Below are 15,409 nucleotides of genomic sequence, written 5' to 3'. Positions count from 1 at the left end.
ACTCAACAGATGATGGGGGCTGAAAACATCAACAGAAGGAGACACATCATGGCAGTTCGTGGCATTAACAAGGTCATTCTTGTCGGTCGTCTGGGAAAAGATCCGGAAGTCCGTTACATCCCCAACGGGGGCGCAGTGGCAAACCTGCAGGTGGCCACGTCAGAAACCTGGCGCGACAAACAGACGGGGGAAATGAAGGAGCAGACGGAATGGCACCGCGTGGTGCTGTTCGGCAAGCTCGCGGAAGTGGCAGGTGAATATCTGCGTAAGGGGGCGCAGGTCTACATTGAAGGCCAGCTTCGCACCCGTAGCTGGGAAGATAACGGTATTACCCGTTACGTCACCGAAATCCTTGTTAAAACCACGGGCACCATGCAGATGCTGGGGAGTGCACCACAGCAGAACGCTCAGGTGCAACCGCAGCCTCAGCAGAATGGTCAGTCACAGAGTGCTGACGCGACGAAAAAAGGGAGCGCGAAAACGAAAGGCCGTGGACGTAAGGCTGCGCAGCCGGAGCCTCAGCCGCAACCACCGGAGGGGGAGGATTACGGGTTTTCAGACGATATCCCGTTCTGACTGGCCTGACTGTGATAACCGCCCCGTCCTGCGCGGGGCATCACCGGAGATATGAGGATGAGCGAATATTTCAGAATACTTCAGGGACTGCCTGACGGTCCTTTTACCCGCAAACAGGCCGAAGCCGTTGCCGCACAGTACCGGAACGTCTTTATCGAGGATGACCACGGCGAACAGTTTCGCCTGGTTGTCCGTAATAACGGAACAATGGTCTGGCGTACCTGGAATTTTGAGGACGGTGCCGGGTACTGGATGAACCATGTCATCCGTGATTTCGGGATCCTTAAGTAAGAGAGGTGCCGGACGGGGATCACGTCCGGCAGACATTAACTACACAATAAGGGGATAGTCATGTCAGTAACAAAGTCTGAACCAAAATCTACCCGTAAAGCAAGCCGTAAACCTGCAAAAACGCAGGAAACTGTCCTGTCTGCCCTGCTGGCGCAGACGGAGGAAGTGAGCGTGCCGCTGGCCTCGCTGATTAAGTCACCACTGAATGTGCGCACGGTGCCGTATTCTGCGGAGTCCGTCAGCGAACTGGCTGATTCCATTAAGGGGGTCGGCCTGCTGCAGAATCTGGTTGTTCATGCCCTGCCAGGTGACCGCCACGGTGTCGCCGCAGGTGGTCGCCGACTGGCAGCACTCAACATGCTGGCAGAGCGTGGCATCATTCCGGCTGACTGGCCTGTCCGCGTGAAAATTATTCCGCAGGAACTGGCGACGGCCGCATCGATGACCGAGAACGGTCATCGTCGGGATATGCACCCAGCCGAACAGATTGCCGGATTCTGTGCAATGGCGCAGGAAGGCAAAACACCTGCACAAATCGGTGATTTGCTGGGCTATTCACCCCGCCACGTTCAGCGAATGCTGAAACTGGCTGACCTTGCGCCTGTCATCCTCGATGCGCTGGCAGAAGACCTCATCACCACCGAGCACTGTCAGGCGCTGGCGCTGGAGAACGACACCGCGCGTCAGGTGCAGGTGTTTGAAGCCGCCTGTCAGTCGGGATGGGGCGGTAAACCGGAAGTACAGACCATTCGTCGTCTGGTGACCGAAAGTGAAGTGGCGGTGGCAGGGAACAGTAAATTCCGCTTCGTGGGGGCTGATGCCTTCTCGCCAGATGAACTGCGCACTGACCTGTTCAGCGACGACGAGGGTGGCTATGTGGACTGCGTGGCGCTCGATGCCGCCCTGCTGGAAAAACTCCAGGCTGTTGCTGAACACCTTCGGGAAGCCGAAGGCTGGGGATGGTGCGCCGGACGCATGGAGCCTGTCGGTGAGTGCCGTGAGGATGCCGGAACATACCGCTGTCTGCCGGAGCCGGAAGCGGTGCTGACGGAGGCGGAAGAAGAACGTCTGAACGAACTGATGACGCGTTACGACGCGCTGGAAAACCAGTGTGAGGAATCTGACCTGCTGGAAGCAGAAATGAAGCTGATGCGCTGCATGGCGAAGGTCAGGGCGTGGACGCCGGAGATGCGTGCCGGAAGCGGTGTGGTGGTGTCCTGGCGTTATGGCAACGTGTGTGTCCAGCGTGGTGTGCAGTTGCGCAGCGAGGATGATGCGGCTGACGACGCTGACCGCACGGAACAGGTGCAGGAGAAAGCGCCCGTGGAGGAAATCAGTCTGCCACTGCTGACGAAAATGTCTTCCGAACGCACGCTGGCAGTCCAGGCAGCACTGATGCAGCAACCGGACAAATCCCTGACACTGCTGGCATGGACGCTCTGCCTGAATGTGTTTGGCAGCGGAGCGTACAGTAAACCAGCACAAATCAGCCTGGAATGTAAACATTATTCGCTGACCAGCGATGCGCCATCGGGGAAGGACGGTGCCGCATTCCTGGCGCTGATGGCAGAAAAAGCCCGTCTTGCAGCCCTGTTACCGGAGGGATGGTCACGGGATATGACGACGTTCCTGTCACTCAGCCAGGAGGTACTGTTATCCCTGCTCAGTTTCTGCACCGCGTGCAGCATCCACGGCGTTCAGACCCGCGAGCATGGTCACACGTCACGCAGTCCGCTGGACTCGCTGGAGAGCGCTATCGGATTCCACATGCGCGACTGGTGGCAGCCGACGAAAGCAAACTTCTTCGGACACCTGCAAAAGCCGCAGATTATCGATGCCCTGAATGATGCCGGACTGTCCGGTGCTGCGCGGGACGCGGAGAAAATGAAGAAAGGCGATGCCGCTGAACATGCAGAGTTCCACATGAAAGACAACCGCTGGGTGCCTGGCTGGATGTGTACACCACGTCCACAGGCAGAGACGGAAACCACGGAGTACCGTGACGACCAGGCAGAAGCCGCCTGACCGCCAGTCATAAACCATTTATCACGCCGCCCTGCCGGAGACGGGGCGGCAGCAAGGGAGATACCGTGATGAAAACTGAACTGACCCTGAATGTATTACAGACCATGAGCGCACAGGAATATGAAGATATCCGGGCTGCCGGAAGTGATGAACGTCGTGAACTCACACATGCCGTGATGCGGGAGCTGGATGCGCCGGATAACTGGACGATGAACGGCGAGTATGGCAGCGAGTTCGGCGGCTTTTTCCCCGTCCAGGTCCGTTTCACGCCTGCCCACGAACGTTTTCACCTGGCGTTATGTTCACCGGGCGATGTCTCTCAGGTCTGGGTGCTGGTTCTGGTGAATGCCGGTGGTGAGCCGTTTGCGGTGGTTCAGGTACAGCGGCGGTTTGCACCGGAAGCCGTCAGCCATTCACTGGCACTGGCGGCGTCACTGGACGCGCAGGGGTACAGCGTCAGTGACATCATCCATATCCTGATGGCGGAAGGAGGTCAGGCATGAGCGCACGTTCACAGGCACTGGTTCCCCTCAGCGCAGAGCAACAGGCCGCATGGCGGGCGGTGGCGGAGACAGAAAAACGCCGCCACCAGGGAAACACGCTGGCGGAATATCCGTATGCGGGGGCGTTTTTCCGCTGTCTGAACGGAAGCCGCAGGATATCGCTGTCTGACCTGCGATTTTTCATGCCGTCCCTGACCGCAGAAGAACTGCGCGGCAACCGTTCTCAGTGGCTGTATGCCGTCGATGTGCTGATTGAAACTCAGGGCGAGGTCTGCCTTCTTCCCCTTCCCGGCGATGCAGCAGAGCGGCTGTTCCCGTCGGTGCGGTTCCGTGTCAGGGAGCGCAGTCGCCACAAATCCGCACTGGTCATGCAAAAGTACAGCCGCCAGCAGGCGAGGGAGGCAGAGCAGAAAGCCCGTGCGTACCAGGCGCTGGTCGCTCAGGCTGAAATCGAACTGGCATTCCATTCGCCGGAAACAGTCGGAAGCTGGCATGCCCGCTGGAGTGACCGGGTGGCAGAGCATGACCTGGAAACCCTGTTCTGGCAGTGGGGTGAGCGTTTTCCGTCACTGGCCGGAATGGAACGCTGGCAGTGGCAGGATATGCCGTTCTGGCAGGTTATTGCGGAAGCCAGTCTTGCAGCAAGAGAGGCCGGTCACGCTGTCCGTGAGATGGAGCGGTGGATGGTGCCGAACAAACTCCGGGAGGCGGCGTGATGCGGCAACAATCGCACAGATTACCCGTAAACAGCCTGAATGAGCGGGTTATTTTCAGGAAAAGTGAGTGTGGTCAGCGTGCAGGTATATGGGCTATGATGTGCCCGGCGCTTGAGGCTTTCTGCCTCATGACGTGAAGGTGGTTTGTTACCGTGTTGTGTGGCAGAAAGAAGATAGCCCCGTAGTAAGTTAATTTTCATTAACCACCACGAGGCATCCCTATGTCTAGTCCACATCAGGATAGCCTCTTACCGCGCTTTGCGCAAGGAGAAGAAGGCCATGAAACTACCACGAAGTTCCCTTGTCTGGTGTGTGTTGATCGTGTGTCTCACACTGTTGATATTCACTTATCTGACACGAAAATCGCTGTGCGAGATTCGTTACAGAGACGGACACAGGGAGGTGGCGGCTTTCATGGCTTACGAATCCGGTAAGTAGCAACCTGGAGGCGGGCGCAGGCCCGCCTTTTCAGGGCTGATGCTGGTCTGACTGCACTGAAGCGCCTTTATAAAGGGGCTGCTGGTTCGCCGGTGGCCCCTTTCTCCTTGCTGGCATTGTACGGGCATGAACAACCAGACTGCCAGGAAGGCCGTTTCCCTCCGGGAACGGGGATGAACGTGCGCCTGCGGCGCCCGTTCTTTTCCCCCGCCTTCTCTGTTTATGACTTACCAGAAATCACATCACCTTCCCTTTGATTATTCTCTTTTTCCTCCTGCTCTGACTCTGATTACTGCTCTGACTCTGATTACTGCTGCCCTGATTATTGTCTGTTTTGTTGTTCTCCTGCTTATGCCTTTTCCGGGCGTCCCCCTGGCGGGGCGGGCTGTCGTGAACGGAGCCAGCGAAGCTGTCTCCGCCCTGGCGGGCTTCCATCCCTGACGCAAAACCCCCGGCTTGCAGCGACCGTTCCGGTCGCGCCGCCTCTGTCGCGCCGTGGCCTGCGCTCCTGGCATCCCGGCAAAAGGCCGCCGGGATGTAAGGCGCAACGCCGTTTCGCAAACCGCGCTTCACGTCGTTGCGGCGGGTCCCTGCCCGTTGTTGTGTCCGGTGCCATTCACCTGTTTAAGCCCCTGTCGCCGGGGGCTGATACAGCCACAACCTGCCGCACTGACTGTCCAGGGTAAATGAACAGCCCACAAAATTTTTTACCCAAAACCCGGTAAAAAATTTTGCGTTCTGCCCAGGACAGGTGCGTCAGGCCGTGGCAGTGATGCCCCTTGCGGCGAAGGTTCTCAAACAGGTGATGGTGAATACCGGAGGGAACAAAAGGCAGGTCCCCGCAAAACGTCAAAACCGCGGCTCCCGAAACTCAACAGATGATGGGGGCTGAAAACATCAGATACAGGAGGAATTATGAGCGCATTTTCTTTTAACACCACTTATCAGCCAACAGGCGATCAGCAGAAAGACGCAATCGCACAAATCGGGATCATGCAGAATCGTGCTGTTCAGGCAAATCTTGCATATCAGAGCTGCCGGGATTCTGGTGCACTCTTTAAGGTGCTCCACCAGGTCAATAATGAGCTGCATGACTTACTGGATAGCCTGGAGAATCATACTCCTCTTGTCAGAAAAAACGCTGATGAGTTGATCGCGCTGTTACTGCTTTTCACTCGGCAGGTTGGTCAGTCCCGAACTGACCTGATTTGATGGTCCTTCCCCTCGGAATTGTTGTCTTTTTGTTAACGATAACCGAGGGGGGATGATATTAAGCGAAAAAACTTTTATTAATTTTATGCCTTCATAAAGGAGTTACTGTTATGCGATTAGCTTCCCGTTTTGGTCGATATAATTCTATTCGCCGTGAGCGCCCGTTAACGGATGACGAATTAATGCAGTTTGTTCCATCTGTCTTTTCTGGTGATAAACATGAATCCCGGAGTGAGCGTTATACATATATCCCAACCATCAATATCATCAATAAGTTACGTGATGAAGGTTTCCAGCCATTCTTTGCCTGTCAGAGTCGGGTTCGTGATTTGGGACGCCGCGAATACAGTAAACATATGTTACGTCTTCGCAGGGAAGGGCATATTAACGGGAAAGAAGTTCCTGAAATTATCCTGCTTAATTCACATGATGGTTCATCCAGTTATCAGATGATCCCAGGAATTTTTCGTTTTGTCTGCACAAATGGCCTGGTGTGTGGGAATAATTTTGGCGAAATCCGCGTTCCACATAAAGGTGATATTGTCGGGCAGGTTATTGAGGGAGCGTATGAAGTGCTCGGTGTCTTTGATAAAGTCACTGAAAATATGGAGACAATGAAAGAGATACATCTTAACAGTGACGAACAACATTTATTTGGCAGAGCTGCATTGATGGCCAGGTACGAAGATGAAAATAAAACGCCAGTGACGCCAGAACAAATAATTACTCCCCGCCGTTGGGAGGATAAACAGAACGATCTCTGGACAACCTGGCAGCGGGTTCAGGAGAATATGATAAAAGGTGGATTATCGGGGCGAAGTGCCTCCGGTAAAAATACCAGAACAAGAGCCATTACAGGCATTGACGGTGATATCCGAATCAACAAAGCATTATGGATGATTGCCGAACAGTTCAGGGAGTGGAAGTCATGATAATATAAGTAAAGCCCCGAAAAATTTTTCGGGGCTTTACTTATATTATCATCCTGCGGCATTGCTGTGTCGTCTGATATGCCTCAATTTCATCAACTGGCTTTTCGGTAGTCTGTAAATATTGTGCCCGCGAAAAATGGTCTGGCAGGAGGCTGCACAGTTACCGGATATATATAAGATGGGATCCCGCTTTGCGGGGCTTCGGCCAGTCAGCATTATCACTCATATGATATTTTTGTGTGTGGCCTTCCATGCCGCTGTCGCGGCATAACCGGTATTTGACAATGTATACAATATTAATTTTTCTGCACACTGTTAATTTGGGAAAGTGATTTCTTCGTGGTCGGAACCCGGATGCCTTTACTGCTCTTTATCCAGGTATAAATCCGGTAAACCTCTGATGCGTAGGCAAGACGTCTCTGGTTCTGGCGTTCGGTCTTCCTGAATCCGGCATTGTATGCACCAACGGCCTCCCAGGAGACGCCCCATTTTTTAAAGGCTATTGCCAGATAATAAGCACCGGTATAAATGTTCATGCAGGGATCTGTTGTCAGATGTTCCGGCTTAATTCCATAGCGGGCCAGTTCGTTAAAATGCTGGGAATCTACCTGCATCAGTCCGCTGCCATATCCCGTTACCGGATTAATACCGATGGCATTAACCCGGTAACGGGATTCTTTCCATGATATCGCTCTCAGTAAATCCGGGTCTATTTTGTAATCCCGACCTGCAAGATCAAAGCAATCGGCGGCTTCGCAGATCCCATTTATAAACATCAGGCAGATTGCTAACATCCATTTTTTCATTTTTCCACCTCTGGTGACTTTATCCGTAAATAATTTAACCTACTCCACAAAAAGGCTCAACAGGTTGGTGGTTCTCACCACCAAAAGCACCACACACTACGCAAAAACAAGTTTTTGCTGATTTGCTATTTGAATCATTAACTTATGTTTTAAATAATGTATTTTAATTTATTTTACATTATAAAAAGGATTCATAGGTGAATCGCATATGATTCACCTATGAATTTAACGCAACTCATAGATGAATCAGTAATAATAAAACAACGAGTTAAAGCGAATTGACTCTAGATTCAATTCGTGATGTGATTTGCTGCATGAATCGTAATTTTCGTAACTTGCGTCACGATTCGATTCATCGATGAATTGTCATTTTTTTATATGTGAAATAAATTTGATGCGATAAGAAAATAAAGAGGTATACATATGGCGAAAGTGCAGGCTTATGTCAGTGACGAAATTGTCTATAAAATAAATAAAATTGTGGAAAGAAGACGTGCAGAAGGAGCTAAAAGTACAGATGTAAGTTTCTCAAGCATATCCACTATGCTTCTCGAATTAGGGCTTCGTGTACATGAGGCTCAGATGGAGCGTAAAGAGTCAGCGTTCAATCAGGCTGAGTTTAATAAGGTACTTCTTGAATGTGCGGTAAAAACACAGTCAACAGTTGCTAAGATTTTAGGTATTGAGTCACTAAGCCCTCATGTTTCCGGGAATCCAAAGTTTGAATATGCGAATATGGTCGAAGATATCAGGGATAAGGTGTCATCTGAGATGGAGAGGTTCTTTCCAGAAAATGATGAGGAATAAAAAGGAATTAAAAGTTGATTTGCTTCAAATAACAGGATTTTGATCTGGTTCAATTTGATGACAATTAACCGCATAAAGGTTATATTAATTACGTGGTTAATGCCACGTTAAAAATTGAAACTGAAAATCGCCGATGCAGGGAGTTCAGACCTCCCTGCATCGACTGTCCATAGAATCCTTAACGGAGGTTCCTATGTGTGCGCTGGATCGTAGAGAAAGGCCACTTAACAGTCAATCTGTAAATAAATACATCCTTAACGTTCAGAATATCTACAGAAATTCTCCCGTTCCGGTTTGTGTCCGTAACAACAACCGGAAAATCCTTTATGCCAATGGGGCTTTTATTGAACTCTTTTCCAGAGAAGATAAACCCTTATCCGGAGAGAGTTATATACGTCTGCAGGTTGAAATTTTTCTTTCATCACTTGAACTGGAATGCCAGGCTCTTGGACATGGCTCTGCATTTTGTCGTCGTTTTAATTTTCATGGCGAAATCTATCAGATAAGGATGGAGAATGTTTCTTTTTATAATGACGAATCTGTTGTTTTATGGCAAATTAATCCGTTTCCTGATTATCCATTTTTTGCGTTAAATCAGAGTGGAAGTAATACAAATACTTCTGATAAATTAACGATATGGAATGATCTTTCTCCAGGGACATTGGTTGTTTTCTCTTTTTATATGCTGGGTGTTGGTCACGCAACAATTGCCAGAGAGTTGGGTATTACAGACAGAGCATCTGAGGATCGAATTAAACCAGTTAAACGGAAAATAAAAGGATTTTTTGAACACTTTGATTTATTCAGAGTGTCATGTATCTATAAAGGAGAAATAGATTCGCTATTAAGTATAATTCGTGAATTTTATGGTGTTAAGTAAATGTTAAATAAGGCACGCCAATTTTGGCGTGTTTTTTTTCGTCGGTTTCTGTGCAATCATGATTTTATTAGTCGGGAAACAGAGGTGAATTGAGTGAGGAGGCGTAACGCGAGAGGCGGGATAAGCAGAACAGTTTCAGTGTATCTCGATGAAGATACAAATAACCGACTTATTCGGGCCAAAGATCGTAGCGGTAGAAGTAAAACTATAGAGGTTCAGATCCGTCTCAGAGATCATCTGAAACGGTTTCCTGATTTCTATAATGAAGAAATATTCAGGGAGGTGATCGAAGAGAACGAGTCAACATTTAAAGAACTTTAGTTTTCATCTGTCAATATTAATCAGAGGAATCATATGAATACTGTTTTAAGTGTTCAGGGTGCTTCTGCGCCCGTTGAAAATAAATCGTTTTTTTCTAAATTCACTCGTCTGAATATGCTTCGCCTGGTTCGTGCAGTGATCCCGGTTGCTGTTCTGATGATGTTGTTCCCTGAGTTAGCTATGGCTGCTGGTAAAGGCGACCTGATGGCTAAAGGTAACGATACGGTTAAGGCGACCTTCGGTAAGGACTCCAGTATCGTTAAATGGGTTGTTCTGGCTGAGGTGCTGGTCGGTGCGGTCATGTACATGATGACCAAAAACGTCAAGTTCCTGGTCGGCTTTGCCATACTCTCTGTATTTATTGCAGTAGGTATGTCTGTTGCCGGATTCTGACAGGAAATAAAACGATGTCGGGAGACGAGAATAAACTTAAGAAATATCGTTTCCCGGAAACACTGACCAACCAGAGCCGCTGGTTTGGCCTGCCACTGGATGAACTGATCCCCGCAGCAATCTGTGTTGGCTGGGGTATCACAACATCGAAATATCTGTTCGGTATTGGTGCAGCGGTTCTGGTTTATTTCGGGATTAAAAAACTGAAAAAAGGGCGAGGCAGTTCCTGGTTACGTGACCTGATTTACTGGTATATGCCAACAGCCCTGCTGCGCGGTATTTTTCATAATGTTCCCGATTCGTGTTTCCGGCAGTGGATTAAATAGAACTGATACCAGGATTGTTATATGGAACACGGTGCCCGTTTAAGTACCAGTCGTGTAATGGCCATCGCCTTTATATTTATGTCAGTGCTTATTGTTCTCAGCCTCTCTGTTAACGTCATTCAGGGGGTGAATAACTACCGCCTTCAGAATGAGCAACGCACTGCCGTGACGCCAATGGGATTTAATGTGCCCTTTGCCGTGTCACAGAACAGTGCCGATGCCTCTTATTTGCAGCAGATGGCGCTGTCATTTATTGCCCTCCGTCTGAATGTCTCACCGGAAATCGTCGATGCCTCACATCAGGCGCTTCTGCAATATATCCGCCCGGGCGCACAGAACCAGATGAAAGTTATTCTGGCTGAAGAAGCGAAACTCATTAAAAAAGATAACGTGAATTCTGCTTTTTTCCAGACCAGTGTCCGTGTCTGGCCTCAGTATGGTCGTGTGGAAATCCGTGGAATTCGGAAAACATGGATTGGTAACTCCGAACCTTTTATTGATATCAAACATTACATCCTTATTCTGAAGCGGGAAAACGGGGTGACCTGGCTGGATAATTTCGGGGAAACAGACGATGAGAAAAAATAATACGGCAATAATATTCGGCAGCCTGTTTTTTTCCTGCAGCGTGATGGCCGCAAACGGTACGCTGGCCCCCACCGTGGTGCCAATGGTGAACGGTGGTCAGGCCAGTATTGCCATCAGCAATACCAGCCCGAATCTGTTTACCGTTCCCGGTGACCGGATTATCGCCGTGAACAGTCTGGATGGTGCCCTGACCAATAATGAGCAGACCGCCTCCGGCGGTGTGGTGGTGGCCACCGTCAACAAAAAGCCCTTTACGTTCATTCTGGAAACAGAACGTGGTCTGAACCTTTCCATTCAGGCTGTTCCCCGTGAAGGCGCGGGGCGTACCATTCAGCTGGTCAGTGACCTGCGCGGAACCGGAGAAGAAGCCGGCGCGTGGGAAACGTCCACGCCTTACGAATCCCTGCTTGTGACCATCAGCCAGGCTGTCCGTGGCGGAAAATTACCCGCCGGCTGGTATCAGGTTCCTGTGACAAAGGAAACCCTGCAGGCCCCGGCGGGGCTGTCTTCAGTGGCAGATGCCGTATGGACGGGGAATCACCTGAAGATGGTCCGCTTTGCCGTGGAAAATAAAACGCTGTCTGCCCTGAATATCCGGGAAAGTGATTTCTGGCAGCCGGGAACCCGTGCCGTGATGTTCAGCCAGCCTGCCAGCCAGTTACTGGCAGGTGCGCGCATGGATGTGTATGTCATCCGTGACGGGGAGGGCAACTGATGGCCAGTATCAATACCATTGTGAAACGCAAGCAGTACCTGTGGCTGGGGATTGTGGTTGTCGGTGCAGCCTCCGCGATTGGTGGTGCACTGTATCTGTCTGATGTGGACATGTCCGGTAACGGTGAGGCGGTGGCTGAACAGGAGCCTGTGCCGGATATGACCGGTGTGGTGGATACGACCTTTGATGACAAGGTGCGTCAGCATGCCACCACAGAGATGCAGGTGACGGCAGCGCAGATGCAGAAGCAGTATGAGGAAATCCGTCGTGAACTGGATGTCCTGAACAAACAGCGCGGTGATGACCAGCGTCGTATTGAAAAGCTGGGACAGGATAATGCTGCCCTGGCAGAGCAGGTAAAAGCCCTGGGGGCAAATCCCGTCACCGCGACCGGTGAGCCTGTACCGCAGACGCCAGCCTCACCGCCCGGGCCGGAAGGCGAACCACAGCCAGGAAACACCCCCGTATCCTTCCCGCCGCAGGGCAGCGTTGCTGTTCCACCGCCGACGGCGTTTTATCCCGGGAATGGTGTCACGCCACCACCACAGGTGACGTACCAGTCTGTGCCGGTGCCTAACCGGATACAGCGTAAGGTGTTTACCCGTAATGAGGGAAAACAGGGACCATCACTGCCGTACATTCCGTCAGGAAGTTTTGCGAAAGCCATGCTGATTGAAGGGGCGGATGCCAATGCCTCTGTCACCGGTAATGAATCCACGGTGCCGATGCAGCTGCGTATCACCGGCCTGGTGGAAATGCCGAACAGCAAGACGTATGACGCAACGGGATGTTTTGTGGGTCTGGAAGCCTGGGGGGATGTGTCCAGTGAGCGTGCCATTGTACGTACCCGCAATATCAGCTGCCTGAAGGACGGCAAAACTATTGATATGCCGATTAAGGGGCATGTCAGCTTCCGGGGTAAAAACGGTATCAAGGGCGAAGTGGTGATGCGTAACGGCAAAATCCTCGGCTGGGCATGGGGCGCGGGATTTGTTGACGGTATCGGTCAGGGAATGGAGCGCGCCTCCCAGCCGGCTGTCGGGCTGGGTGCCACAGCCGCTTACGGGGCTGGTGATGTCCTGAAAATGGGTATCGGTGGCGGCGCATCGAAAGCCGCACAGACGCTCAGTGACTACTACATCAAACGTGCCGAACAGTATCACCCGGTGATACCGATTGGTGCGGGCAACGAAGTGACCGTGGTGTTCCAGGACGGCTTCCAGCTGAAAACCGTGGAGGAAATGGCGCTGGAGCAGTCACAGAGTACAGCGGAAGAGGGTAACCCGGAAAGCCCTGTGCCGAATCCTCCCTCGGCAGAAAGCCACCTGAACGGTTTTAACACCGACCAGATGCTGAAACAGCTGGGCAATCTGAATCCGCAGCAGTTTATGTCCGGAGACAAGAACCCGCTGGGCGGGGATGCCGGCAAGGAGGGCGGAAATGGCGGGTGATGCACTGACATTCCGTGTGGCGTTTGTCGTTCGCTGGCTGCTGTGGGTCGTCAGGTTTGTGGTTATCTGGCCGCTGGCCACAATGGCCCTGATGGCTCTGTTTGTTTTATGGAAGGACAACACCACGCCGGGGAAATTACTGGTTAAGGAGATTAACTTCGTAAGACAAACAGCACCTGCCGGACAGTTCCCGGTCAGTGAATGCTGGTTTTCTTCCTCTGATTCTTCAGGCAGATCAGAAATACAGGATATCTGCCATTACCGCGCGGCTGATGCTGCAGATTATGTCAGGGAGACTGACCGGTCACTGATGCAACTGGTCACCGCATTCTGGGCAACGCTGGCACTGATGTATATGTCGTTTGCGGCAGGCACCGGGAAATATCCGATGTGGCCCGGAAAAATGAAATGTGTCCGGGTGGGAACCGCAGATGAACATCTGAAGGAAGTTTATACGGAAGACGCTTCCCTGCCGGAAAAAATCAGGAAATGCCCTGTTTATTTCCATGATGACAGAACAAACAGAAGCAACGGAGATAAAAATGAACATGCGTAATATTAATGTTATTACTGCCCGCGCTGTGCCGGATAAAAACGTATCAGATGATTTTATGCATGCTGTTCTCAGTAACTGCACCACAAGAATCGCACTTCCTGCGCCGAAGAAATTCAGTTCTGAATCATTGCCGCACAATTTTAATATGGCTGCTGTCGGAGTGATGAAGAAGGGTATGTCGATGAGTTTATTTTCTTCTCCGGGAAATACAGTAGTCTCCGGACAACCCTGTGCAGGAAAAACAAATCTGACAGTAGAGTTAATTTCTGCTGTTGTGGAGAGTAATAAAAAAGGAGAAGGGTAATGAAACAGATTTCTTTATTTATTCCTCTGCTGGGAACCTTATTACTTTCCGGCTGTGCAGGAACGAACTCTGATTTTGAGTGTGATGCCACCACGTCAGATACCTGTATGACGATGGAGCAGGCTAATGAGAAGGCCAAAAAACTGGAGCAGTCCTCAGAAGCAAAGCCGGTTGCGGCATCACTGCCGCGCCTGGCTGAAGGGAACTTCCGGACCACGTCGGTGCAGGCCGTTGCGGCGACAACGCCGTCCCGCAGCAGGCCTGCGGTGACAGCACATCCGGAGCAGAAACTGCTGGCACCACGCCCGCTGTTTACCGCTGCCCGGGAAGTGAAAACGGTTGTTCCGGTCAGTTCAGTTGCGCCGGTAACACCTCCCCGTCCGCTAAGAACGGGTGAGCAGACGGCTGCATTATGGATAGCGCCTTATATTGATAATCAGGATGTTTATCATCAGCCATCCAGCGTGTTCTTTGTTATTAAACCGTCTGCGTGGGGAAAACCACGTATTAATTAACTGGCCCTGAAGTTGTATATCAGCCGGCAATGCCGGCGGGCTTTCTGTATTCAAAATCTGCCTGTAAAACGAGTGCCCTGTGCGTGAAAAGGGATGGGCGGTAGCGTGTCAGAACATGTCGGGAGGAATATTCCGTGAGTGATGAAGCCGATGAAGCATATTCAGTAACAGAACAACTGACCATGACAGGAATAAACCGGATACGCCAGAAAATAAATGCTCATGGTATTCCTGTTTATCTCTGTGAAGCATGCGGAAATCCTATTCCGGAAGCCCGGCGGAAAATATTTCCCGGTGTGACGTTGTGCGTTGAATGTCAGGCGTATCAGGAAAGGCAGAGGAAACACTATGCATAAATCAGAAAATGAAAAAATAGATTTTATTCTGGATGAGCATGAGCGGATATCCAGAAAACAGGGTTCTTTGTGTATGGCACTGGGTAAGGGATTTTTAGTTATAGCTATTCTTTGTGGTGTTGCCACATTCTGTGTTTCTGGCCTGTATCTGAAATCCCTGTGCCTGTCCGTTGCCTGCTGTTGTGGGGTATTCAGTCGTATTTTTAATTATTACAGCGTACCGGAGGAATCACGCATGGTACTCAGTCGTCAGGAATTACTCCGGCTTATGCGTCTGACTGAAGACGTACCAGATGTGAGACAGGAACTGCTTAACCGTTTGTTGTCCGGTAAAAAACTGACTGGTCGGGATGAACAGGATATCCGGCGTCTCTGGCAGGAAACGCAGAGGAAACACTATGCATAAATCAGAAGCTGAAAAAATAGATTCTATTCTGGATGAACATCAACAGATATATCGCAGACATAACCGAATAGATAACATCCTGGCGTATTGTGCGTGTATTGCATGGATTCCCTGTATTATTGCTGCGTTCGGCGTTGATGGTATATATCTGAAAATCCTGTTTGCGGTCCTTGCCTGCTGTGGTGCGGTATGCTTTTTTATTTTCTTCTTCACCCTCCTGCCGGAATCACTCATGGTCCTCAGCCGTCAGAGCCTGCTTCAGCTTATGCGTCTGACTGAAGACGTACCAGAT

22 protein-coding genes and 4 pseudogenes are annotated in these 15,409 nt (G+C 50.8%); 24 read left to right on the top strand and 2 right to left on the bottom strand.

The annotated features are described in order from the left end of the window. The first annotated feature begins 48 nt into the window (after positions 1–48). From FDX14_RS24260 to FDX14_RS24235, 7 genes and pseudogenes are all read left to right on the top strand, one after another. Positions 49–576 (top strand): single-stranded DNA-binding protein, encoded by a 528-nt coding sequence (locus FDX14_RS24260; protein ID WP_000290834.1) that lies wholly within the window; start codon positions 49–51, stop codon positions 574–576. 57 nt (positions 577–633) lie between these two features. Further along, positions 634–867: a DUF905 family protein gene (locus FDX14_RS24255; protein WP_000006003.1), complete on the top strand. Its 234-nt coding sequence runs from the start codon at positions 634–636 to the stop codon at positions 865–867. A gap of 60 nt (positions 868–927) precedes the next feature. Further along, on the top strand, positions 928–2,892 hold the full coding sequence (locus tag FDX14_RS24250) for a ParB/RepB/Spo0J family partition protein (RefSeq protein ID WP_000117317.1): 1,965 nt from the start codon (positions 928–930) through the stop codon (positions 2,890–2,892). Between the two features lie 68 nt (positions 2,893–2,960). Beyond that, positions 2,961–3,395 (top strand): conjugation system SOS inhibitor PsiB, encoded by a 435-nt coding sequence (gene psiB, locus FDX14_RS24245; protein WP_000845953.1) that lies wholly within the window; start codon positions 2,961–2,963, stop codon positions 3,393–3,395. Beyond that, positions 3,392–4,111 (top strand): plasmid SOS inhibition protein A, encoded by a 720-nt coding sequence (locus FDX14_RS24240; RefSeq protein WP_001276217.1) that lies wholly within the window; start codon positions 3,392–3,394, stop codon positions 4,109–4,111. The genes psiB and FDX14_RS24240 overlap by 4 nt, the downstream gene beginning before the upstream one ends. Before the next feature lie 221 nt (positions 4,112–4,332). Next, a pseudogene (gene mok / locus FDX14_RS25595) lies at positions 4,333–4,482 on the top strand (plasmid maintenance protein Mok); the annotation flags it as partial. Beyond that, the gene (locus tag FDX14_RS24235; RefSeq protein ID WP_001372321.1) at positions 4,424–4,549 is read left to right on the top strand and encodes a type I toxin-antitoxin system Hok/Gef family toxin; all 126 of its coding nucleotides are present in this window, start codon (positions 4,424–4,426) and stop codon (positions 4,547–4,549) included. The pseudogene mok and the gene FDX14_RS24235, both read left to right, overlap by 59 nt. Positions 4,550–4,786: 237 nt before the next feature. On the opposite strand, the pseudogene FDX14_RS25590 reads toward FDX14_RS24235, so the two are convergent. Further along, positions 4,787–5,165, bottom strand: a pseudogene (locus tag FDX14_RS25590) (hypothetical protein). A 70-nt stretch (positions 5,166–5,235) separates the two neighbouring features. Here FDX14_RS25590 and FDX14_RS25830 point away from each other — a divergent pair. The 3 genes and pseudogenes from FDX14_RS25830 to FDX14_RS24210 all read left to right on the top strand — a co-directional run bounded on the left by FDX14_RS25830 (position 5,236) and on the right by FDX14_RS24210 (position 6,693). Further along, positions 5,236–5,441 (top strand): annotated as a pseudogene (locus FDX14_RS25830) (single-stranded DNA-binding protein). A 23-nt stretch (positions 5,442–5,464) separates the two neighbouring features. Then, positions 5,465–5,761 carry a hypothetical protein gene (locus FDX14_RS24215; RefSeq protein WP_001272251.1) on the top strand — a complete coding sequence of 99 codons (297 nt, stop codon included), beginning with the start codon at positions 5,465–5,467 and terminating at the stop codon, positions 5,759–5,761. A gap of 110 nt (positions 5,762–5,871) precedes the next feature. Next, positions 5,872–6,693, top strand: coding sequence for a DUF932 domain-containing protein (locus FDX14_RS24210; RefSeq protein ID WP_001234445.1), 822 nt, complete (start codon positions 5,872–5,874; stop codon positions 6,691–6,693). Positions 6,694–6,989: 296 nt separating this feature from the next. On the opposite strand, the gene FDX14_RS24205 is transcribed toward FDX14_RS24210, so the two are convergent. Beyond that, positions 6,990–7,499, bottom strand: a complete 510-nt coding sequence (locus FDX14_RS24205; protein ID WP_000759173.1) for a transglycosylase SLT domain-containing protein — start codon at positions 7,497–7,499, stop codon at positions 6,990–6,992. A gap of 423 nt (positions 7,500–7,922) precedes the next feature. Between FDX14_RS24205 and traM the strand changes: the two genes are divergently transcribed. From traM to FDX14_RS24135, 14 genes and pseudogenes are all read left to right on the top strand, one after another. Then, positions 7,923–8,306, top strand: a complete 384-nt coding sequence (traM, locus tag FDX14_RS24200; protein WP_001151562.1) for a conjugal transfer relaxosome DNA-binding protein TraM — start codon at positions 7,923–7,925, stop codon at positions 8,304–8,306. Positions 8,307–8,499: 193 nt separating this feature from the next. Then, on the top strand, positions 8,500–9,186 hold the full coding sequence (locus FDX14_RS24195) for a PAS domain-containing protein (RefSeq protein ID WP_000332499.1): 687 nt from the start codon (positions 8,500–8,502) through the stop codon (positions 9,184–9,186). Positions 9,187–9,279: 93 nt separating this feature from the next. After that, positions 9,280–9,507, top strand: coding sequence for a conjugal transfer relaxosome protein TraY (gene traY / locus FDX14_RS24190; RefSeq protein ID WP_001254388.1), 228 nt, complete (start codon positions 9,280–9,282; stop codon positions 9,505–9,507). Positions 9,508–9,540: 33 nt separating this feature from the next. Beyond that, positions 9,541–9,900: a type IV conjugative transfer system pilin TraA gene (gene traA / locus FDX14_RS24185; RefSeq protein WP_137350402.1), complete on the top strand. Its 360-nt coding sequence runs from the start codon at positions 9,541–9,543 to the stop codon at positions 9,898–9,900. Between the two features lie 14 nt (positions 9,901–9,914). Continuing rightward, on the top strand, positions 9,915–10,226 hold the full coding sequence (gene traL / locus FDX14_RS24180; RefSeq protein WP_000012113.1) for a type IV conjugative transfer system protein TraL: 312 nt from the start codon (positions 9,915–9,917) through the stop codon (positions 10,224–10,226). 21 nt (positions 10,227–10,247) lie between these two features. Next, complete coding sequence (gene traE / locus FDX14_RS24175; protein WP_016239103.1) at positions 10,248–10,814, top strand: type IV conjugative transfer system protein TraE; 567 nt, start codon at positions 10,248–10,250, stop codon at positions 10,812–10,814. Further along, positions 10,801–11,529 carry a type-F conjugative transfer system secretin TraK gene (gene traK, locus FDX14_RS24170; RefSeq protein ID WP_001230787.1) on the top strand — a complete coding sequence of 243 codons (729 nt, stop codon included), beginning with the start codon at positions 10,801–10,803 and terminating at the stop codon, positions 11,527–11,529. Before traE ends, traK begins: the two co-directional genes overlap by 14 nt. Further along, positions 11,529–12,980 carry an F-type conjugal transfer pilus assembly protein TraB gene (gene traB / locus FDX14_RS24165; RefSeq protein WP_016239102.1) on the top strand — a complete coding sequence of 484 codons (1,452 nt, stop codon included), beginning with the start codon at positions 11,529–11,531 and terminating at the stop codon, positions 12,978–12,980. The genes traK and traB overlap by 1 nt, the downstream gene beginning before the upstream one ends. Continuing rightward, positions 12,970–13,536: a conjugal transfer pilus-stabilizing protein TraP gene (gene traP, locus FDX14_RS24160; protein WP_000896598.1), complete on the top strand. Its 567-nt coding sequence runs from the start codon at positions 12,970–12,972 to the stop codon at positions 13,534–13,536. The genes traB and traP overlap by 11 nt, the downstream gene beginning before the upstream one ends. Further along, a complete protein-coding gene (locus FDX14_RS24155) occupies positions 13,523–13,840 on the top strand; it encodes a conjugal transfer protein TrbD (protein ID WP_001057297.1) in 318 nt (105 codons plus the stop codon). The genes traP and FDX14_RS24155 overlap by 14 nt, the downstream gene beginning before the upstream one ends. Further along, a complete protein-coding gene (traV, locus tag FDX14_RS24150) occupies positions 13,840–14,355 on the top strand; it encodes a type IV conjugative transfer system lipoprotein TraV (RefSeq protein WP_000809872.1) in 516 nt (171 codons plus the stop codon). The genes FDX14_RS24155 and traV overlap by 1 nt, the downstream gene beginning before the upstream one ends. 134 nt (positions 14,356–14,489) lie before the next feature. Further along, on the top strand, positions 14,490–14,711 hold the full coding sequence (traR, locus tag FDX14_RS24145) for a conjugal transfer protein TraR (protein WP_001278689.1): 222 nt from the start codon (positions 14,490–14,492) through the stop codon (positions 14,709–14,711). Next, positions 14,704–15,117, top strand: coding sequence for a hypothetical protein (locus FDX14_RS24140; RefSeq protein ID WP_000549589.1), 414 nt, complete (start codon positions 14,704–14,706; stop codon positions 15,115–15,117). Before traR ends, FDX14_RS24140 begins: the two co-directional genes overlap by 8 nt. Beyond that, a pseudogene (locus FDX14_RS24135) lies at positions 15,110–15,409 on the top strand (hypothetical protein); the annotation flags it as partial. The gene FDX14_RS24140 and the pseudogene FDX14_RS24135, both read left to right, overlap by 8 nt.

This window comes from Citrobacter sp. wls710, assembly GCF_005281115.1.
Taxonomy (GTDB): Bacteria; Pseudomonadota; Gammaproteobacteria; order Enterobacterales; family Enterobacteriaceae; genus Citrobacter; species Citrobacter werkmanii.
The sequence above is the reverse complement of the archived record's forward strand: the minus strand, read 5'-3'. Positions and strand labels throughout refer to the sequence as shown.